This window comes from Candidatus Saccharimonadaceae bacterium ML1, assembly GCA_030253535.1.
GTDB classification, from domain to species: Bacteria; Patescibacteriota; Saccharimonadia; order Saccharimonadales; family Saccharimonadaceae; genus Saccharimonas; species Saccharimonas epibionticum.
This window is the reverse complement of the sequence record CP124550.1, coordinates 822,044-841,288: the sequence shown is the minus strand read 5'-3', so window position 1 is coordinate 841,288 and position 19,245 is coordinate 822,044. Positions and strand designations below refer to the sequence as shown.

The following is a 19,245-nucleotide window of genomic DNA, read 5'->3' as shown; positions in this document are numbered from 1 at the left end:
CTAGCGGTTTACTTTGCTCTCGTTTGCGATGTCCATAGAGAGTGCGGTCAAGATAAACTGAACGCTCAATATGAACGGAAGTACGGCGAGCATAACGCTTCCTGCTGTTGGTGATTGATGCGCGAATAACTTGGCGCATAGTAAGAATATCGTCGCGCCTGCAGATAATACAAAGAAAAACAACCCCGCAAACAAAAATAGTGCTATTGGGTGAAAACCGTATAGTACATATTTATAATAGATGCGCCGCCAAAATCCTTTCCAAACTGCTTTTAAATTGCGCCATGCCGTCGGGATAAGCTTAATGGTTGATTTTTCATTGCCGTAATGTGCTGGCACGGCGTGATCAATGACTTTAGCATTGACTATGGATAGAGCGGTCAGCATGCTGGTTTCATAGTCGTAGCGCTTTTCGACTATGGAAAAATCGACTTTTTCAATTATGTCGCGGCGTAGCCAACCGCAGCCATTAGTGATGTCTGTGATGGAATAATATCCAGTCGAGAATTTTGTCAGCAATGATATGAAAATATTGCCAAATTGGCGGTATTTCGGCATAGTCTTAAAGGCCTCTCGGTGGAAGAAGCGGCTGGCTTTAACATAATCTGCTGATTGATCGATAAAATCGTCTAGCATCGCCTCGAGGTATGACGAGTCAAACTGGTCGTCGCCCGCCACTATCCCGATAGCGGTCGCTTTGGTGTGCTCAATAGCGTAATTATATCCTGCGATGAGAGCGCCGCCGACACCTTGATTTGTTTCGTTGTCAACAACAATCAGTCGATCATTTTGCTTTTTTAATTTATTTAGAATGCCAATGGTGTCATCAGTGCTGGCATCATTAACGGCTATAACATGGTCAATGTACTTTGGTAATTTCTTGATCGTTTGAGTGATCATTTTTTCTTCGTTATAACAAGGTATAACAACTGCGGTCTCTAATTTTCTGTACATACCTCTCATTATACTATAAATGGTATTATGGGTTAGTTGGTTAGTATGAAAAAGTTTGTTATACAGATATTTTTATTTGGCATTGTCGGTGTGACGACGCTGGCGGTTGATACATTAGTTACCTCCATATTGTACTATATAGCTAAAATGCCAGCTTTTATGGCGAGCGGCATTGGTTTCTTATCGGGGTTTTGTGTTAATTTTCCTATGAATAGGAAACGAGTTTTTAATCACAGCGAAGACGATCGATTTTCATTAAAATCACAAATTTGCTTATATGCTTTGCTAAGTTTTTTAATTTGATGGCGACCTCTACGGCTGTTGATTTATTAGTAAAAATGAATATACTAGAGATTCAATGGGCAAAGATTGTCACGACCATTGTATTTGCTGTTTGGAATTTTTTGGTCTTTAAGCTATTTATTTTTTCAAAGAAAGCATCGCACGAAGAGAGGCAGGATGTGTAATACTCTAATAGATAGGTTGCATGACCGTAGGTTACATATAATAGCTTATATTGTAGCTATTTTTCTCGGTGTTGTATTCAATCAAGCCTTAATTTTGATAATGACTGCAACAGTTACCGCGGTAGTATTTCTGCCGACTAGACGACTAGGTCTTATGGGTCGACTATTTGTTACTCTTTCGGTTTACATAAGTATTAATACTTTGTTGGCTTTTGTACCATGGGCACTCAAGGTGCCGATGTCAATATGGCTCTTTGCCTGGACTGTCGGTGTATTTAATCTAGGTCTTGTTGTATTTTGTCGTTTCACTCCTCCCAGCAGATGGTTCCCATTAAGCGAGATTATTAGTTCTCTAGTGAGCCTTACTGTATTTATCCTGATGTTGACGCAATCTTTTTCTAGTTTTCAGAGCGCTGATCTTTTAAGAGTGGCTAACGGCTCAGGGGTAGATAATATATCTCATCTTAGTTTTATAGACACCGTCGAGAGGCAAAAGGGCTATGTCTATGGTTCAAGAGGTAACCAGTTGCCGATTAACTCTATGCTAGGCTCTGCTGCCAACAATTACCCTCAGGGCTATCATATAAATGCTTGGGTTTTTAATGAGGCTGTACAACCGTTTATGAGTAGGTTTACTGACATTAATAAAAAGCTAGTTAGCTTTTTATTATATTCGATAATTAACTATGTATTTTTAGTGTTTGCGTTTATCTTTCTGGCAACGAAACTGGTTAAATTAGACAATAAGAAAAAGCCATGGATGTCAGCTATTATCGTTATTTCCTGTACGATATACACATTATTAGGTTTGATGTTTTCTGCGTTTACTTACGGTTTCATGCCACAAATTATGAGTCTCCATTTGCTGCTTTCGGTTATAGCCTTACTATTTTTATATTGCAAGGAAAGCGATATTACACAAAAGTATACCTACGGGCTATTAGCAACCTTTTCTGTTATTGGTGTTGGTCTATCCTATTTTTTCCTACTTCCAGTTGCGTTGGGTATATTTATCTTTACTTTAGCGGCTGATTATTTTTGTAGTAATCAAAAAGCAAAGTTGTCAAAACTTTTGCTGGGCAGTCTTTTGTTTATTGTCAGTTTTAGCGTTGTACAGGGGGCTACTTACGTATTACTTGAGAGGGTGACATCAGATAAAATTAATGATCAGGGTGGGGTGTTGGTTTTTGATGTATTCTACGTGCTAAGTTGGGCGGTTTTTGCTATGGCATATTTGTGGAATAATCATAAGAAGCGAACAGTTAATCCACTAACTATTGGGCTAGTTGTGTCATTAGTATTTTCTCTGGCGTTATTTATATTTCAAAAAATGACCAATGGTGAAGTCGGCTATTATTATCATAAATCTGTATTAAGTTTACTCCTATTGACTAGCTTGGCTATGACAATGCTAACTATGTCGCTTATAGACAAAGCACAATCAAGTGGCGTCAAGATTTTAATGATTATAGGCATTATAATGATGGCCTTTTCAAACGGGGTTGGTGTGTTTGGAGTTTATTTGCAGGGTAAGGTAAAGGCGGCGTTTACTACACCAGAGTTATTTGACCATGCGATTACTATAGCTGAGAATCCAATCTGTCGAGAAAAGTCTACGGCTATACTTTCGGTCAGAAGTGATCGGAAAACTGATGGTGATATATTTTTTAATAGATCTATGATGACTCTGACTGGACAGTCTACTACTACACAGGAAATAATTTCCAGGTGGTCAACTTCTAATGCTAATATACATAGTGCAAAGCAGGTTATAGCTAAGACTTTGCTCGAGAATAGAAATATAACCCCAGAATCTCGTCTCCTGATTTTGACGCGTAGTGACGACATAAAGTCTATATTTATTGAGGTTTTAGGCAGTGAAAGAGTATTATTTGCTGACCCCAGCAACGTATCAAAGGATAGCTTGAATGGGATATGCAGCAGCTTGCGAGGCATGTTTTAGCTTGATTGACGATCTACTCTAATTAGATACTTGCCATAACCAGATTTTTTGAGCGGCTCAGCAAGCATGTTAAGTTGTTCTCGGCTAATCCAGTCATTTTTGAAAGCGATTTTTTCTGGGCTACCAATGATGCGGCCGGTTCGTTTTTGGATGACACGAACAAAGTCAGAAGCATCAGTTAGACTATCAATCGTCCCAGTATCTAGCCAAACGTCACCGTTGTCTAGGGTCTGAACCTGTAGTTTGCCGCGACGGAGATACTCAGCGTTAATGGAGGTGATTTCTAACTCACCACGGTCAGATGGTTTGACATTTTTGGCGATTTCGACTACATCATTGTCGTAGAAGTATAGACCAACAACGGCAAAGTTTGATTTTGGCTCGGCTGGTTTTTCTTCAATGGAAATAGCTTGATTTTTGTCATCAAATTCGACAACACCGTAGCGTTCCGGGTCAGAAACTTTGTAAGCAAAAACCGTACCACCGTCAGGATTAGTACATTCTCGTAGTGACTCGTCCAGCCGCTCAACGATTGAGAAATCAACTTTTTCTAGAACATCACGGCGTAGCCAGCCGCAGCCGTTAGTGATGTCGGTTACAGAGTAGTAGCCAGTTGAGAATTTAGTTAATAAAGTGATAAAGATATTGCCGAATTGGCGGTACTTTGGCATAGTTTTGAAAGCTTCGCGATGAAAGAAACGGCTAGCTTTGACGTAGTCTGCCGAATAGTTAATAAAATCATCCAGCATTGCTCTCAGGTATGACGAATCAAACTGGTCGTCGCCCGCCACTATCCCGATAGCGGTAGCTTTAGTGTTTTTCATGGCGTAGTCATAGCCTGATATTAGAGCTCCGCCAACCCCTTGATTTATCTTGTTGTCTACTACTATAAGACGTGAATTGGTTTTTTTAGCTTATTTAGTACTCCAATTGTATCGTCGGTGCTCGCGTCGTTAACGGCGATAATATGATCAATAAATTCTGGTATTTTTTTAATAGTCTGAGTGATCATTTTTTCTTCGTTATAGCATGGAATCACAACGGCAGTCTCTAATTTTCTGTACATACCCTAAATTGTATCATGGGTGTGTGAAATCATAAAATCGTGATATGATAACACGGAAGCTATGAAAAAACTTATACAGCAGCTGGTATTATTCGGCGTGGTGGGCGTGGTGACGCTTATAATTGATACTTCGGTAACGTATATGTTATATAATTTCGTCCATCTACAGGCTTTTTTAGCTAGTGGAGTCGGATTTTTGTCGGGTTTTTTCTTTAATTTTCCGATGAATCGCAAAAGAGTGTTTAATCATAGTACAGATGATCGTTTTTCACTGCGTACGCAGATAGCTCTGTATGCGGCGCTGAGTGCTTTTAACCTCATTGCTACTTCTGCTGCTGTCGCTGGGCTCGTAAATCTCAATTTGCTAAAAATTCAGCACGCAAAAATAATCATTACAGCTGCATGTGCAGTTTGGAATTTCTTGGCATTTAGGTTAGTTATCTTCTCTAAGAAGTAATAACGCTTAGTACTGCTCGGATGGTTCATTTGCTTTTTATATCTATGATGGTATAATTTTGGTACACATGAAGCTTTTAGGCGACCTTAAGCATACTGTTCTTGATAAACGCAACCGACCATTTTTGCTCATCTTTGTAGTATGTACGGCGGTGTTTTTTATCATGTCATTGAAAACTGTTTTTCGCGATGATGATATCTGGTTTGCAGCAAAGACGGTTGAGTTTAGCTTGTTTGACTGGATTATCTATCGTTGGAGCAGCTGGAGCAGCCGAGTTTTTCCAGAGATGATGCTTTGGCTACTGGCACCTCGACCAGCTATTTGGGCACTGTTAAACACTGTTGCGTATATGGTCGGCACTGTTTATCTTTTTAAATTTTACCGCTCAATCCGTACAGTAAATAATCATAAAACTGATATAGCGGCATTTACAGCTAGCTGTGCATTTGTATGGCTGCTGTCGCAAGGCGTAGCGACAGAATCGGTTTTTTGGTTAACTGGTTCAGTAAACTATTTCTGGGTAGGGACATTATTCTTAATAGCAATTTATTTGCCTTGTGCTATATTTTTACGGCGCAAGATTTCGGTCGCACAAACAGTTGTATCGTCTATCGCCAGCGTTGCTACAGTTTTATCGCACGAGCAATTTGGTTTTATCCTGGCGCTGATATATTTAGCAGTACTCGCTTGGTATTTACACCAGAAAAACCGGTCGAAAAAAGTTGCAGCGCTATTAGCTGCCATGACCGTGTTATTGTCTATCGGTGTGTTATGTGTTGTTCGTGCGTCTGGTAATGTTTTGAGAATCCAGCAGGAGATTAACAACTGGCTTCCTGACATGCTAACTGTGCCTACAGCGGTGCGAGCAGAATCTTCCATCCGATGGTTTATGGATATTATAATAAACCATACAGGAGCGTCATTGTCAATAGTATGGTGTTTGCTATGTATAATGCTTTGGCGGCTCCATAAAAAAGTCCTAGCTATCATGCTTGGTGGTTTCGCTAGTGTGTTCTTGCTAGCTAAAACTATCATGCTTGATGTGGAGTTTATGATGCTATTACGCAAAGTTCATTTTGGTGGTATCGTTAATTTTCACGCTTCATGGTGCTATGTTGGTAGTTTTGCGCAATGGATTCCGGTGATATTTTGGTTGTGTGCGTTAGTTTTGACTGTCGCCGCAATTGCCGTTGTTTTTGGTATAAGATCCCGTCAAAAAGCAGCAATATGCATCACTGGCTGTCTCTTAGCAGCTACTGCAACAGCCATGCTGTGGGTCTCGCCAACGATGTATGCGAGCGGGTATAGAGTAGTGTATGTAGCGTCGCTGTTGTTAATGTTAGTTGTTTTGCTATTGATTGATAGACTTGGTGAACTAAACACCACCGGCTAAAGTGTGATATATTCTTTCTCTGGCAACCAACGTACCATAGATAAAACCCTCTTTATGATGATAGATCAGTTTCCAATAATATATTCAATAGCGAATGTTTCGTTCCGTAAGCCTATACTTGTCAATAATTTTAATAAATAAGAATAGCTATAGAGAAGATAGATAATTACCATAACCTGATTTCTTGAGCGGTTGCGCCAGTTCGTTAAGCTGCTCTCGGCTGATGAAGCCTTGTTCGTGGGCGACTTTTTCCGGTGAGCCAATAATTTGTCCGGTGCGGGTTTGGATGACGCGGACGAAGTCTTCGGCGTCAGTTAGGCTATTGATCGTGCCGGTGTCGAGCCATACATCGCCGCGTTCAAGTGTAGTAACATTCAGCTTGTTGCGTCGTAAATATTCAGCATTAATTGAAGTAATTTCTAATTCGCCGCGCGCTGATGGCTGGACGTTTTTCGCGATTTCTACGACATCGTTATCATAGAAATACAAGCCAACTACAGCGTAGTTTGATTTTGGCTGCTGCGGTTTTTCCTCGATTGACATTGCGTGGTTATGTTCGTCAAACTCTACGACGCCGTAGCGCTCGGGGTCGGATACTTTATAGGCGAACACCGTGCCGCCATCTGGATTGGTGCAGGCACGCAGGGAGTCATCAAGCGCGTCGCCGTAAAAGATATTATCGCCGAGTACTAGCGCTACCTTATCGTCACCGATAAATTCCTCACCGATGATAAATGCTTGGGCGAGTCCGTCTGGGCTTGGTTGAATGGCATAATGCAAATCAAGCCCCCACTGTGAACCATCGCCGAGCAGGCGTTTGAATCCAGCCTGGTCTTCTGGCGTGGTAATAACAAGAATCTCGCGGATACCCGCTTGCATCAGCGTTGTTAGCGGGTAGTAAATCATCGGCTTGTCATAAATTGGCATCAGCTGCTTGCTGATTGCTTTGGTAATTGGCCAGAGGCGCGTGCCAGATCCGCCAGCTAGAATTATTCCTTTCATAGTAATCCTCCTTGGAACAAACTTATTTTATCATCAGGCAATGCTCGAAATAACGTATCATTGAAATTACTTGGATTAACGACAGTATACTCGCTATTTGGGTATAATTTCGTGAACTCTGTAGGAACCTTAGGTTCTTTTTTACCATATTTTATTTCAAATGCCCGAACAACATCTTGTTCATCTTCAATAAGGTCAATTTCTTGCTTCTTGCTATTTCGCCAGTAATACGAACGAACAAGACGGTCTGTCGTAGAGAGGTATTTTCTACGTTCAAGGATGCAAAAATTTTCCCATAGAGATCCAGCGTCTTCACGAATATGCAGAGGGCGAAAATCATTAATTAGAGCGTTACGTATACCGAGATCTATAAAATATATTTTCCGAAGCCTACCAACCTCGGCTCGGAGATTTTTACGGTATTGATTGAGTCTGAAAACGATAAATGCTTTTTCCAGCAAATCAATGTAGCGTTCGACAGTTTCGCGGCTGACGCCTAGTTTTCGGCTGAGCTCGCTGTAGTTCACTTCGTTTCCTATCTGGTATGCAAGCAGTTGTAGCAAGTTGTTTAAGATAGTTTGGTCGTAAACAACAACAGGCGAGAAAGCATCGCGGAATATGTAATTGATAGCCATATTACGAAGACGTTTCGATGCTTCTTCTCCAGAAAGTGTCCACATACCAGGATAACCGCCGCGCACAGCTAGCGTACGGGCGTGAGCCAGCATTGATGGGGTATCTGTAGACACTTCTCGCACGCTAAGGGGATAAAGCTGGATTTCAATACTTCGTCCGGTAAGAGGTTCAGCGACGCGATTCGCTAAATCAAGGCTAGACGATCCAGTGACGAGCAGCGGGATGCTCGGGTAGCTGTCGTGTAGCAGCTTCAGCGATATTCCAATATTTTCGACCCGCTGCGCCTCATCAATGACGACAAAATCGGTGTCTCCGATATATGATTTTAGCTCCTGGGCGGATCGTCCTGTGAGGTTGGCGACAACTGTTGGATCATCGCAGTTGAGGTAGAGCGGTTTTTTATAGTTTGTGGCAACCTGTTTCGCAAGCGTTGTTTTACCGGTTTGTCGAGCGCCATAAATAATAGCGACAAGCCCTTGACTAAGAACGGGTTTTACCGTTGATTGAGCATCTCGCTGAATCATATATCGTAGCGTAACATAGTGATTAACGCAGGTCAACCGTCGAAAAAACGGTGATTAACGCAGGTCAACCGTCGAAAAAACGGTGATTAACGCAGGTTTGTCGTCTCTTTCTTGATATATTCAGATAGATCGTCTTGCCAATTGCGGCTAGTAAATCCTGTCGCATGCAGTTTGTCGAGGCTCATGTCCGATCCGAGCGGTCGCGGTGCGACACCAGGCTTATTGGCAAAGTATTCGGCAGTGGTTGTGTCGGTGACAGTCAGGTCATCGCGACTGGCGAGCGTGAAGATTTGCCGGGTGATATCAGCCCAGCTCGCTAGCGGTCCGTCGTTGGTGACGTTATACGTACCATAATCAGCGTGCGTGGTGAGTAAGTGATCAATTGCTCGTACGAGTTCCGATGTAAAGGTCAGCCGTCCGATCTGGTCGGACACGACTGTTGGTGAAATATTCTTTTTAGCGAGTTCGAGCATGGTACGGACGAAGTTTTTACCTTCACCGATGACCCAGGTGGTGCGTAAGACGTAGTGTTTTGGTAATAGACTAATAACAATATCGCCCGCAGCTTTACTATCGCCGTAGACAGATAAGGGGCTGAAACTCTCAGTTTCAAGATGTGGTTCACGTGTGCCGTCAAACACATAATCGCTTGAAATGTGCACAAGCGTCATATCGTGTTTCAGACAAACACGCGTGAGATTTGCGACCGCTTCGGCGTTTACTTTCCATGCGGCGACACGACCCTCCGGCGTTTCGGCGGCATCAACATTTGTAAATGCGGCGGCATTGAGAATTATTTCAATCTGAGACCAGTCAAAATTTTCAACAGAATCACGGTCTGTGATATCAAGCTCGGTTATATCGGCAAACCTGCTATTAGGATATTGCGCGCGCAATGCCGTGCCAAGTTGCCCGTTTGCGCCAACGATAAAGATTTTATTGTCGTCCATAGTTAAACCTCCAGAGGAATTACATTTGCTAATAACGGATGAGCAGCGTCTTTACTGGAAATAATCGCGTCTTTTTGCGAGATTGGCCAATCAATGCCAAGGGCTGGATCGAATAAATTGACGAACGTATACTGCGCGTCTGGCGACCAGTGCGCGTCAACAAGATAGGTGTAAGCGACGTTGTCGTCAAGCGTTTGGTAGCCGTTAGCAACGCCTTGCGGCACGAAGATCGCTGTTCCCGGATTAATTTCATGCGTAAATACGCGGCCGAAGTTTTCGCCTTTTCGCAAATCGCACCACGCACCAAATACGCGTCCGTTTGCTGTCGAGATAAATTTATTCCACGGTTCGGCGTGCAAACCGCGCGTCGCGCCGGCTTTATCGTTGAAACTGATATTGTTTTGCACGATTGTAAACTTAGGTAAGCCGAGAGCCTCCATTTTTTCTTTTTGATAATTTTCTTTGAACCAGCCGCGGTTATCGCCGTGGACAGGCAACTTCACGACGAACAGACCAGGAATCGGCGATTCGGTGACGGTTAATTCGTTATATGCTGACGGATCAAAATTCATACCATTCTCCTTATTGCCCCTGTTTAGCATACGCTGCCTCAACTGCTTCTTTTTGCGGACGCCACCAGTCTTCATGCGTACGGTACCAATCAATAGTCTGCAGCAGACCATCATGCATGCCGGTTTGATTGTCGGTGTAGCGCGGCTGCCAGCCCAGTTCGCGGCGCAACTTGCTTGAATCCATGGCGTAACGTTGATCGTGGCCCGGCCGGTCGTTGACGTGCTCATACCAATCCTTGCCCTTGCCCATTAGCTCGCAAATTTGCTCAATAACCATTTTGTTGTTGACGTGGTCGTTGTCGGCGCCGATGATATACGTCTCGCCGAGCGTGCCTTTTTCTAGAATGATATGGACGGCAGCATTGTGGTCATCGACGTGAATCCAGTCGCGAACTTGCTCGCCGGTGCCGTAGAGTTTCGGCTTGATGCCGGACAAGATGTTGGTGATTTGGCGCGGAATAAATTTCTCAATGTGCTGGTACGGTCCGTAGTTGTTAGAGCAGTTGGAGATAGTTGCTTTAACGCCGAAGCTGCGCATCCAGGCGCGCACCAGCATGTCGCTTGACGCTTTGGTGCTGGAGTAGGGGCTGGATGGATTGTACGGCGTGCTTTCAGTAAAGCGGTTCGGATCGTCTAATTCTAAGTCGCCAAACACTTCGTCGGTACTGATGTGATGGAGGCGCTTATCGTATTTGCGCACCGCCTCTAATATCGTATACGTGCCAACGATGTTGGTTTCGACGAACGGCCAGGGATTGCGCAAGCTATTGTCGTTATGACTCTCGGCGGCGAAGTGAACGATAATATCGTTTTTTGCTACGAGCCGATCCATTAACTCAGCGTTGCAGATATCGCCCTCAATAAATTCAATGCGGTCGTTGACAGATTCAAGATTAGCGCGGTTGCCGGCATACGTTAGTTTGTCAATTACCGTTACGTGGTATTCGGGTTTGTGTTTCACGGTATATTGCACGAAGTTTGACCCGATAAACCCCGCACCTCCCGTGACAAGCAAGTTGGTCATGTATCTAGTATATCATCACGACGAATAGCCATTTGGGTTCTGCGATTGCCAGCGCCAACTGTCGCGGCACGCGTCTTTGACTGTTAACTCGGCGCGCCAGCCAAGCTCGCGTTCGGCTTTACTGCAATCAGCGTAGCAGGCGGCGATATCGCCTGCGCGGCGCGGTTTGATTTCGTATGGCAGGTCTTTGCCGCACGCTTCGCTAAACGCGTGAATGATTTCGAGAACTGACGTGCCGTACCCTGTGCCGAGGTTGTATACGTGCGCGCCCGCTTGCATATGCTGCAAGGCAGCGACATGTCCGCGCGCCAAATCAACGACATGAATATAATCGCGTACGCCTGTACCATCTGGCGTATCGTAATCGTTGCCAAATACGCCGACGCTCGCTAACTTGCCAACGGCGACTTGCGCCACGTACGGCAATAAATTATTCGGAATACCGTTTGGATCTTCGCCGATCATACCGGATTCGTGGGCGCCGATCGGATTGAAGTAGCGCAAAATTGTTGCCTGAAAATCAGCATGAGCAGCGCTGTAATCACGTATAATTTGCTCAATCATGTATTTTGTCCAGCCGTACGGATTTGTGATACCGATGCCGGTTTGCGAGGTTTCGCGCAAGGGAAGCTCGTTCGGCGTGCCATACACGGTTGCTGAACTGGAGAAGACTAATTTATTCACGTTATGTTTGCGCATTGCGTCAAGTAGCGAGAGCGTTGAAACGAGATTATTATTGTAATACTCAAGCGGCTTGGCGACCGATTCGCCGACTGCTTTGAGTCCCGCGAAGTGAATCACGGCGTCAATAGTATTCGTTGTGAAAATATCATCAAGTGCCGCTTGATCGCGAACGTCTGCTTGAATGAATGGAATAGTTGTGTTTGTAATTTTCTCGACGCGCCGCAGACTTTCGACATTAGCGTTTACGAGATTATCGATTACGACAACGTTAAAATTATGTGCGATAAGTTCTATGAGCGTATGGCTGCCAATGTAGCCGGCGCCGCCCGTAACAAGGATTGTTTTCATAATTCTATGATAAAATAAAGAGCGTTAGACAGCAAATGACGGAGGATAGATGATGAAAATTGTGATTGTAAGCGGATACTTTAATCCGCTGCACGGCGGACATCTTGATATGATTGAGGCAGCGGCGCAGATGGGTGATAAACTGATCGTGATCGTTAACAACGATAAGCAACAGTTGCTAAAAAAAGGCAAGATTATTTTGGATGAAAATAACCGCCTGCGTTTGATGCGCGCACTTAAAGGCGTTGATCAGGTAGTGCTTTCAGTTGATGAAGATCCGACGATCATTAAAACGCTCGAAATGGTAGCAGGGCAGTATCCGGGCGACGAATTGATTTTTGCAAACGGCGGCGATCGTGATACTGAAAAAGCAATTCCGGAGGCAGATGTGTGTAGAAAACACAACATCACGATGCGTTTTGACGCGGGTGCGGGTAAACCCGACTCATCGACGCGTATTAATCGGGCAACAGGCAACGAATAGTTATCGCCACTGGTCGTATACAACTTTGCGTAGTTTTGTGAGGAAGAGCGACTTGTCGAATCGCCGTGCTGTGCGGTTGAGTTTGCTCGGGAACCAACGAATTGTTTCGGCGCGTTTTATCGCTTCGGCGACATCGTCGACGGTTTGGCGGGCGAAGAGCACGCCAGTCTCTCCTTGGGTGACGATATCGCGCGTGCCAGCGCTATCATAGCCGATAACAGGTGCGCCGGCGGCGAGGGCTTCAACGCTTACAATGCCGAAATCTTCGTCGCTTGGGAAAACAAAACCTTTTGCGTGATTGAGCGCACGTTCAACGGCTTCGTCGGAGGCGTCGCCGAAGCGGTCGGTGTAAAACTCAATCGTTGGACCAGCGATTTTGCGCAGTTCGTCGTGCATTTCTCCTTTGCCGAATACTTTGAGCGGTACGCCTAATTCCGTGCATGCCGCCACCGCCAAATCAAATCGTTTATTCGGCAGCTGGCGTCCCAGCGTGACGTAGTAATCGCTGCGCGTACGGGCGGGCGTGAATCGATTTGTCTCAACTGGCGGGTGAATGACGGTTGCCTGCTTGCCGTAATAGGTTTTGATGCGCTTTTGCGTTTCGGTGCTGTTGGCAATCCAAACGTCCACGCGCTGCGCTGCTTCGTAGTCAAGTTTTCGCTGGTGCGGTACGAGAATCGGCATCAGCGCTCGTATGACTGGATTAAGCATGCCGAACCCGGGTTGCTTGCGGTATAAATCATAGTGGCTCCAGTAGTAGCGCGCGGGCGTATGGCAATACGAAATAATTTTTTGCCCGGGACGCGATTTTTTGATCTGGTTCGCATTCAAATAAGCGCTTGTAAGAATAATGTCAAACTCGCTTAAATCAAATTCTTGAAATGCCTTGACTGCGAGCGTTGGAAATAGCCGGTGTGTTTTGCGCAGGAATTTTGGTAATTTTTGTAATTTTGATGTGCGTACATCGGCGTGGTTGAACGCGGGCACAGCTTCGGGCTTGTATAGCGCGGTATAAATCGGCGCACTAGGGAAGGCTTCGTGCATCGCAAGCACGACATTCTCGGCGCCGCCCATCACGGTGAGAAATTCGCACACGATCGCAATTTTCGGAGTAGCCATAATGATAGTATACCGTTTTGTGGCGGTATTCGGCTAGTTTTTTGCTTAGTAATTGGATATACTTAAAATAGTAATGGATGTCATTGCCCTCATCAATCTAACAGGTATTGCAATAGGTATAGTACTGGCAAGTTCAGGTTTTAGCGTTCGGCGTGGCGTGCTGGCAGCAACGCAAAAAATAATGAGCGACCCCATGATTGATCAACAGATAAAACGCGATTTTCAAACGATAATAGGGCATACGACACGCACGGCGTATCTAATATATTACAGTGTTGTTGCGGCATTTATAGTAACGTCAATTATCGTGATGGTGCTGATTAGTGAGCTTTTGGCGCGCGGTGCGGCGTCGACGCTCATTGGCGCAGTCGTCTTTATTTCGGTATTTTGTTGCGCTGGGGTACTAGCGCCGGTGATCTGCCTCGGTTTTCTTTTTAAACAGTTGCGCTGTTCGCGACAAGTGTACTGTTATCTTTACGAAGCGAGCACAAATAATCCAGAGATAAAGTCATACACCTCGGCACTTGCTGACGTGCAACTTAGTGCGCCGGAGGCTGGTCTACGTGCTGCTGCGCTTGTTGGTATACTAAGCGGCGGCATTATGGGGCTTGTGTGGGTAGTTGTGTTATTTTTGATGACAAATCAAGCAGTTGCGTGTGCGCGAAGCTCGAAATGTCTATAGTGATAATTCTGCGGTATGGGCGCGTGTTATGGCAACTACTGCGCCCAAAAACAGCGACACTTTTGATTTTACAGACACTGCTTGTGTGGATGATAGTATGCGGCGACCTGCCTTCGTGGTGGCAATTAACGGTAATTGTTGTCTTGATCTCGTGTTGGTATATGCATGCAGTAGCAGTGAATGATTTGAGCGATTATGAAGTTGATATGATTAACTTAACGCATCGCGATGATGCATCCGACCGACCTCTTGTCAATCAGTCAAGCGATAGCAAAACGTTATGGACGATATTACACTTTTTAGAAATTATATTAATCGGGCTATGGGCGGCAATTGATATGCGATCTGTATGGTGTGCGGTAGTACTATTATTTTTGAATTACGCTTATTCAATGCGCCCGTTCCGTATATCGGCGCGTGGTGTGCTGGCATTATTACTACTACCGGTGGGATATGTATTGTATCCGGCTGGATTGGTGTATATGCTTGGGAAATCGCATATGACAGTAGAGATAATGATAAGTATCGCAGGTTTATTTATGCTGTTTATGGGGCGGCTGTTTTTGAAAGATTTTCGCGACGAAAAAGGCGACCGTGCAACGGGTAAACGAACGTTTCTGGTGTGTCATGGCCCAAAAGCAACGCTTATCATTTCAGGTGGATTGATGGCAATTGGTGTTGCCGCGATGTGGCTTGCTAGCCATCATTTTCAAATTGGACTTGGGCTGATTGCTAGCTCCGTGATCGGTGGTGCGTGGTGGTGTTTATGGCGTTGTTGTTATGAACATGTGCTTGCAGACCAGTTAGTTTACATCGCGCTCGCTGGGCGGTTGATGAGCTGGTGGGTATTTATGCTATTGCTTGCTGGATTACTCTCTATCTATCATGTGCCGATGGTTCAATCAGTGTATCTTTTGGCGGTAGCAGCGGCAATGTTTGCAATGGCATTGTGGTGGCTGTATAGTTCAAAACATGACAAAACGTGTATTGCGCCGAAATCTCACGTTAAGAGAAATGAATCGCATAATTCTTCAAACTGATGGTAAGCGCCGGCTGTATCGGTCGATATGATGTTGCTTGCGATAGATCTACCGCTTGTAATTTCCGCCTCAAGCTGAGTAGCTTGCGCCCGTGAACTATCACCGCGCATATGTAAGCGTTTACATAAAGTCTCCGTTCGTGCTTCAATTTGTATGACAAATGTATTAGGATAGAATGATAAAAATTGTGCTACGACGGGTGCGCGCAAAGCGACAAATACGAGCGATGCGTTTGCATAATTTATTGGCGTTAGTCCGTATCGGTAACCTTCGTAAGGAAACATGCCAAGAAGATCTCCGTTATGAAACATATGCTCAAATGTAATGTCATCAACAAATATATGCGAATCGTCATTTAGTGATCGTGCAGGGCGTGTCGTAACGGTACGGTGAATGTGTGCGTACGGCCGGTGCGTAAGATACTGCTTGATAAGCGTGCTTTTACCGGCGCCCGATGGGCCAATAATAGCAATGAGCTGCTGATGTTTACGAGTCATGACTTACCGTGCGCCTGTCTTGCGCACAACGACGGCGATTGTTTTGAATAGGATGCGTAAATCGAGCCAAAAACTCCAGTTTTGCGCGTAGTATAGTTCTAGCTCAATTCGCTCGTCGAAACTCAGGTCGGATCGTCCTGACACTTGCCACAGTCCCGTGACGCCCGATTTAACGCTATGCAAGAGCGCGGTACGCGATTGACTGAACTTGACCTCTTGCGGCAAGATTGGGCGCGGCCCGACTAAACTTAGATCGCCGCGCAGCACATTAATAAACTGCGGAAATTCGTCAAGCGATGTGTCGCGCAATATTTTGCCGAAGCGCGTAATGCGCGGATCGTTTTCGACTTTGTGATTGCGCCGGTACTCGTCTGCTAAGTCTGGTCGCCCCATGTCCTCAAATTCTAAGCTGGCGTCTTTTTTGCCATATTGCGCGCCCATGGTGCGGAATTTATATAATTTAATCGGTTTAGAATACTGGCTGAGGCGCTTGGATCGATAAAAAACTGGACCGGGATTAAAAATTTTCTGGAAGATCGATAATATAAGTAAAACGCTGCCCCATAACGGCAGCGCCGCGACGACGAGAATAAAATCAAATAGGCGTTTGCAAACTGCCCCCCAGCCAATCAGCGGCGTCTGGCTAACGGTAATCATTGGATAGCCGAGGAATACGTCAATTGTGTTTTTTCCGGTATAGAACTCAGGCTCGCCAGGAATAAAATTATACTGAATATGTGCGATTTGCGCGGCGCTCAAGATTTTATGATTGCGCGTTCCGCTATCGTATAAATCGGTTTGGATGATGGTGGTAATATTCAGTTTATCAATGTCTTGCAGCGCGTCTTCAACGCGCGTGTAGTGATTAATGCCAAGATGCGGCGGCAATAATCGAGTTGGACCGGCGAACGCAACAATTTGGTAGCCAGACTTGTGCGTCGAACCAAGCGCTAACGCAATATCGGTCGTTGCGTCGGAGTTGCCGACAACAAGTACGCGGCTTACGCCGCGTCCATAACGAAACAGCTCATGGCGAATATCGCGTATTAATTCGCGCACGATAATAATCGCGGCGGTCGAACCAATGAACACGTACGATGCCACTAGCCGCGCCGGAAAGATATGAATGTTCGTGAAATACTCCCAGCCAATCACGAGCAGAATACCAATGAATGTACCGAGAATGATGCGGCTCCACTCGACGAGCCGGCGCGTGTAAATGCCTGCGCTATAAAGCCCAAGCGATGCGAAAATCAAAATCCAAACGGGCGCGATTACTAAAAAGCTGACGATATAATCGGTTGTGTAAACAGCGTGTAAAAGCGCGCGGTGGTCAAGCTGCGTACGCACATAATACGCCAAAGAGAATACGATAGCGAATATAATCGCGTCGACAATCATCAACAAAATGCTGTATGCTTTCGTATTTCTCGACGGCATAAGTACCACCATTATAACAATTCCGCTATAATAGCACTAGATGAAACGGGTTATTTTGCGATTGGCGCCGCCGCGGTATAGCGCTATCTTGGACCGTACGATTGCTGGACTGCTTGTTGTGATTATGGCGCTAATTGTAGTTCATGCGCCGCTGAGCGTCTTTATTGGCAGTAAGGCTCCGGCGGTTGCACTCGGTATAAAGGCTTGGAAAGAGATCCTAATGGTGATCGCCGCGCTTTTGATTATACTGCGGTACGGGCAGCGTTTAGCGCGTGATTTTCGCCGGGATCCGCTCGTGATTTTGTGCGGCTTGTATATCGTGCTGCACATTGTGTTAGCGCTACCGGCGGCAAATGGTGGACTAGCGGCAATCGCCGGACTGATGGTTGATTTGCGCTACATCGCTTATTTCATACTAATATATGTAGTTACGCGCTATAATCCGTGGTATCGCGCGTGGTTGTGGCATACGGCGGCGATTGGTGCAGCGGTTGTGCTAGGGTTTTTGTTGGTGCAATTTGTATTGCCGGTCGATTTTTTGAAGCATCTCGGTTACAACGAAGCGACAATTGCGCCGTACATGCTGGTCGACATGAATCCGGCGTTTGTGCGCTACAACAGCACGCTGCGCGGTCCGAATCCGCTTGGCGCGTATGCGATTATTGTTGTCAGTATTGCAACGGCGTGGTGGCTTATACGAGCGAAAAAATTGCGTGATAAGCGGTGGCTGGCGCTACCGGCGTTCTATGCGGCTATCGGAACGGTTGCGGCGTGGGTGAGCTATTCGCGCAGCGCGCTGGTGGCGGCGGCTGGTAGTGTTGGGCTGGTTGCGGCGCTTCGGTTTGGTCGTAGAGTTTCGCGGCGCGTGTGGCTAGCGGGCATAGGAATCATGTTAATGTGCATAGCGGGACTATATCTGATCCGTAATACAGAGTTTTTCCATACGGTTATCATTCACGACAATCCAACAACAGGCGCGCGTACCACATCAAACGACGACCATGTCAAGTCGCTATCGGCGGGTATTGCGCGTATGACGCAACAGCCGCTTGGGGCTGGTGTCGGTACGACAGGTTCGGCGGCGATGTACGGCAGTATGCCGCACATTATCGAAAATCAATACGTGATGGTGGCGCACGAAGTTGGCTGGTTGGGACTCGCTCTGTTTGTGTTGATCTATACACTCGTGCTGTGTGGTTTATGGAAGCAGCGACGGCAGTGGTATGCGGTCGGCCTATGGGCGAGCGGTGTTGGGCTGGCGTTTGTCGGGATTGTACTGCCGGTGTGGGCGGATGATACCGTGTCAATCGTATGGTGGGGGCTGGCAGCGGCAGTTTGTAGTAAAAATTATAACGGAGGAACATATGACGTATCCCACAAAAAAGCAGCGTGAATTACTTAATTTTATTGACGGATTTATCAAAGGAAACGGCTATAGTCCAAGTTTTCGTGAAATTATGCGCGCGCTTGACTACAAAAGCGTGTCGACGGTCGCTATGCACGTGAATGGGCTTATTGCGCGCGGCTGGCTAGTCAAAAAAGACAATTCAGCGCGTACACTTGAAGTGGTGCAGGGTGTAGCCGAGCAGCCATGGTGGAGCCACTTAGAGTATGAAGTGAAAAAACGCGAAGGAATGAGCGACGAAACGGCGCAAAAAGAATGCGATATTTTGCGGCAAGCGCTTGCGATTGTTAAGCGGTAACAGCTGGCGTGCTTGCCTTTACAATTTTGCACTGATACAGTACAATTACTGATGTATTCCGGGGTAGCTCAGCGGTAGAGCGGATGGCTGTTAACCATTAGGCCGCGGGTTCGAACCCCGCCCCCGGAGCCAAACTCAGCAGTGAAAACCCTGATCGGTTTCTCAGGCTAATTGCTTATTTTTTTGTTAAGTTTGAGAAACGAAGTTAAAACTTTAATAAAGTATAGAAAATGTTAGAAC

Annotated in this window: 19 protein-coding genes, 1 tRNA gene and 1 pseudogene; 10 read left to right on the top strand and 11 right to left on the bottom strand. The window is 45.6% G+C overall.

The window, feature by feature from the left end; genetic code table 11:
- Positions 1-954 carry a glycosyltransferase family 2 protein gene (locus SEML1_RS04395; protein ID WP_376753999.1) on the bottom strand — a complete coding sequence of 318 codons (954 nt, stop codon included), beginning with the start codon at positions 952-954 and terminating at the stop codon, positions 1-3.
- Positions 955-999: 45 nt separating this feature from the next.
- Here SEML1_RS04395 and SEML1_RS04390 point away from each other — a divergent pair, with 45 nt between their 5' ends.
- Positions 1,000-1,257, top strand: coding sequence for a GtrA family protein (locus SEML1_RS04390; protein WP_376753998.1), 258 nt, complete (start codon positions 1,000-1,002; stop codon positions 1,255-1,257).
- Positions 1,258-1,800: 543 nt separating this feature from the next.
- Positions 1,801-3,384, top strand: a complete 1,584-nt coding sequence (locus SEML1_RS04385) for a hypothetical protein (RefSeq protein ID WP_376753997.1) — start codon at positions 1,801-1,803, stop codon at positions 3,382-3,384.
- Here the strand turns inward: SEML1_RS04385 and SEML1_RS04380 are convergent.
- Entirely contained in the window at positions 3,381-4,229 is an 849-nt protein-coding gene (locus SEML1_RS04380) for a sugar phosphate nucleotidyltransferase (RefSeq protein ID WP_376754435.1), read from the bottom strand. The genes SEML1_RS04385 and SEML1_RS04380 overlap by 4 nt on opposite strands.
- Positions 4,230-4,270: 41 nt before the next feature.
- Positions 4,271-4,450, bottom strand: a complete 180-nt coding sequence (locus tag SEML1_RS04375) for a glycosyltransferase (protein WP_376753996.1) — start codon at positions 4,448-4,450, stop codon at positions 4,271-4,273.
- A 61-nt stretch (positions 4,451-4,511) separates the two neighbouring features.
- Between SEML1_RS04375 and SEML1_RS04370 the strand changes: the two genes are divergently transcribed.
- Both SEML1_RS04370 and SEML1_RS04365 read left to right on the top strand, forming a co-directional pair.
- The gene (locus SEML1_RS04370) at positions 4,512-4,907 is read left to right on the top strand and encodes a GtrA family protein (RefSeq protein ID WP_376753995.1); all 396 of its coding nucleotides are present in this window, start codon (positions 4,512-4,514) and stop codon (positions 4,905-4,907) included.
- A gap of 67 nt (positions 4,908-4,974) precedes the next feature.
- Positions 4,975-6,300 carry a DUF6056 family protein gene (locus SEML1_RS04365; protein WP_376753994.1) on the top strand — a complete coding sequence of 442 codons (1,326 nt, stop codon included), beginning with the start codon at positions 4,975-4,977 and terminating at the stop codon, positions 6,298-6,300.
- A gap of 147 nt (positions 6,301-6,447) precedes the next feature.
- On the opposite strand, the gene rfbA is transcribed toward SEML1_RS04365, so the two are convergent.
- The 5 genes and pseudogenes from rfbA to galE all read right to left on the bottom strand — a co-directional run bounded on the left by rfbA (position 6,448) and on the right by galE (position 12,040).
- Positions 6,448-7,302, bottom strand: a complete 855-nt coding sequence (gene rfbA / locus SEML1_RS04360) for a glucose-1-phosphate thymidylyltransferase RfbA (RefSeq protein ID WP_376753993.1) — start codon at positions 7,300-7,302, stop codon at positions 6,448-6,450.
- Entirely contained in the window at positions 7,299-8,462 is a 1,164-nt protein-coding gene (locus SEML1_RS04355; protein WP_376753992.1) for an ATP-binding protein, read from the bottom strand. The genes rfbA and SEML1_RS04355 overlap by 4 nt, the downstream gene beginning before the upstream one ends.
- 86 nt (positions 8,463-8,548) lie before the next feature.
- A pseudogene (locus tag SEML1_RS04350) lies at positions 8,549-9,984 on the bottom strand (sugar nucleotide-binding protein).
- Between the two features lie 10 nt (positions 9,985-9,994).
- Entirely contained in the window at positions 9,995-11,008 is a 1,014-nt protein-coding gene (gene rfbB / locus SEML1_RS04345; protein ID WP_376753991.1) for a dTDP-glucose 4,6-dehydratase, read from the bottom strand.
- A gap of 15 nt (positions 11,009-11,023) precedes the next feature.
- Positions 11,024-12,040, bottom strand: coding sequence for a UDP-glucose 4-epimerase GalE (gene galE / locus SEML1_RS04340; protein WP_376753990.1), 1,017 nt, complete (start codon positions 12,038-12,040; stop codon positions 11,024-11,026).
- 49 nt (positions 12,041-12,089) lie between these two features.
- Between galE and SEML1_RS04335 the strand changes: the two genes are divergently transcribed.
- Positions 12,090-12,524, top strand: coding sequence for an adenylyltransferase/cytidyltransferase family protein (locus SEML1_RS04335; protein WP_376753989.1), 435 nt, complete (start codon positions 12,090-12,092; stop codon positions 12,522-12,524).
- Here SEML1_RS04335 and SEML1_RS04330 read toward each other — a convergent pair whose 3' ends face one another.
- Positions 12,525-13,643: a glycosyltransferase gene (locus SEML1_RS04330; protein WP_376753988.1), complete on the bottom strand. Its 1,119-nt coding sequence runs from the start codon at positions 13,641-13,643 to the stop codon at positions 12,525-12,527.
- Between the two features lie 73 nt (positions 13,644-13,716).
- Between SEML1_RS04330 and SEML1_RS04325 the strand changes: the two genes are divergently transcribed.
- Both SEML1_RS04325 and SEML1_RS04320 read left to right on the top strand, forming a co-directional pair.
- Positions 13,717-14,325 (top strand): hypothetical protein, encoded by a 609-nt coding sequence (locus SEML1_RS04325; RefSeq protein WP_376753987.1) that lies wholly within the window; start codon positions 13,717-13,719, stop codon positions 14,323-14,325.
- Complete coding sequence (locus SEML1_RS04320; protein WP_376753986.1) at positions 14,316-15,365, top strand: UbiA family prenyltransferase; 1,050 nt, start codon at positions 14,316-14,318, stop codon at positions 15,363-15,365. Before SEML1_RS04325 ends, SEML1_RS04320 begins: the two co-directional genes overlap by 10 nt.
- Here SEML1_RS04320 and SEML1_RS04315 read toward each other — a convergent pair.
- On the bottom strand, positions 15,326-15,862 hold the full coding sequence (locus tag SEML1_RS04315) for a nucleoside/nucleotide kinase family protein (protein ID WP_376753985.1): 537 nt from the start codon (positions 15,860-15,862) through the stop codon (positions 15,326-15,328). The genes SEML1_RS04320 and SEML1_RS04315 overlap by 40 nt on opposite strands.
- 3 nt (positions 15,863-15,865) lie before the next feature.
- Entirely contained in the window at positions 15,866-17,302 is a 1,437-nt protein-coding gene (locus SEML1_RS04310; RefSeq protein WP_146477684.1) for a sugar transferase, read from the bottom strand.
- A 40-nt stretch (positions 17,303-17,342) separates the two neighbouring features.
- On the opposite strand from SEML1_RS04310, the gene SEML1_RS04305 reads away from it, so the two are divergent.
- From SEML1_RS04305 to SEML1_RS04295, 3 genes are all read left to right on the top strand, one after another.
- The gene (locus tag SEML1_RS04305) at positions 17,343-18,695 is read left to right on the top strand and encodes an O-antigen ligase family protein (protein ID WP_376753984.1); all 1,353 of its coding nucleotides are present in this window, start codon (positions 17,343-17,345) and stop codon (positions 18,693-18,695) included.
- Complete coding sequence (locus tag SEML1_RS04300) at positions 18,667-19,005, top strand: LexA family protein (protein ID WP_376753983.1); 339 nt, start codon at positions 18,667-18,669, stop codon at positions 19,003-19,005. The genes SEML1_RS04305 and SEML1_RS04300 overlap by 29 nt, the downstream gene beginning before the upstream one ends.
- A gap of 57 nt (positions 19,006-19,062) precedes the next feature.
- A tRNA-Asn gene (locus SEML1_RS04295) sits at positions 19,063-19,137 on the top strand.
- Positions 19,138-19,245 lie beyond the last annotated feature (108 nt).

Coding starts and splice junctions, on each gene's coding strand:
- SEML1_RS04395 (WP_376753999.1), bottom strand. CDS start 954: ATGTACAGAAAATTAGAGACCGCAGTTGTTATACCTTGTTATAACGAA.
- SEML1_RS04390 (WP_376753998.1), top strand. CDS start 1,000: ATGAAAAAGTTTGTTATACAGATATTTTTATTTGGCATTGTCGGTGTG.
- SEML1_RS04385 (WP_376753997.1), top strand. CDS start 1,801: ATGTTGACGCAATCTTTTTCTAGTTTTCAGAGCGCTGATCTTTTAAGA.
- SEML1_RS04375 (WP_376753996.1), bottom strand. CDS start 4,450: ATGTACAGAAAATTAGAGACTGCCGTTGTGATTCCATGCTATAACGAA.
- SEML1_RS04370 (WP_376753995.1), top strand. CDS start 4,512: ATGAAAAAACTTATACAGCAGCTGGTATTATTCGGCGTGGTGGGCGTG.
- SEML1_RS04365 (WP_376753994.1), top strand. CDS start 4,975: ATGAAGCTTTTAGGCGACCTTAAGCATACTGTTCTTGATAAACGCAAC.
- rfbA (WP_376753993.1), bottom strand. CDS start 7,302: ATGAAAGGAATAATTCTAGCTGGCGGATCTGGCACGCGCCTCTGGCCA.
- SEML1_RS04355 (WP_376753992.1), bottom strand. CDS start 8,462: ATGATTCAGCGAGATGCTCAATCAACGGTAAAACCCGTTCTTAGTCAA.
- rfbB (WP_376753991.1), bottom strand. CDS start 11,008: ATGACCAACTTGCTTGTCACGGGAGGTGCGGGGTTTATCGGGTCAAAC.
- galE (WP_376753990.1), bottom strand. CDS start 12,040: ATGAAAACAATCCTTGTTACGGGCGGCGCCGGCTACATTGGCAGCCAT.
- SEML1_RS04335 (WP_376753989.1), top strand. CDS start 12,090: ATGATGAAAATTGTGATTGTAAGCGGATACTTTAATCCGCTGCACGGC.
- SEML1_RS04330 (WP_376753988.1), bottom strand. CDS start 13,643: ATGGCTACTCCGAAAATTGCGATCGTGTGCGAATTTCTCACCGTGATG.
- SEML1_RS04325 (WP_376753987.1), top strand. CDS start 13,717: ATGGATGTCATTGCCCTCATCAATCTAACAGGTATTGCAATAGGTATA.
- SEML1_RS04320 (WP_376753986.1), top strand. CDS start 14,316: ATGTCTATAGTGATAATTCTGCGGTATGGGCGCGTGTTATGGCAACTA.
- SEML1_RS04315 (WP_376753985.1), bottom strand. CDS start 15,862: ATGACTCGTAAACATCAGCAGCTCATTGCTATTATTGGCCCATCGGGC.
- SEML1_RS04310 (WP_146477684.1), bottom strand. CDS start 17,302: ATGCCGTCGAGAAATACGAAAGCATACAGCATTTTGTTGATGATTGTC.
- SEML1_RS04305 (WP_376753984.1), top strand. CDS start 17,343: ATGAAACGGGTTATTTTGCGATTGGCGCCGCCGCGGTATAGCGCTATC.
- SEML1_RS04300 (WP_376753983.1), top strand. CDS start 18,667: ATGACGTATCCCACAAAAAAGCAGCGTGAATTACTTAATTTTATTGAC.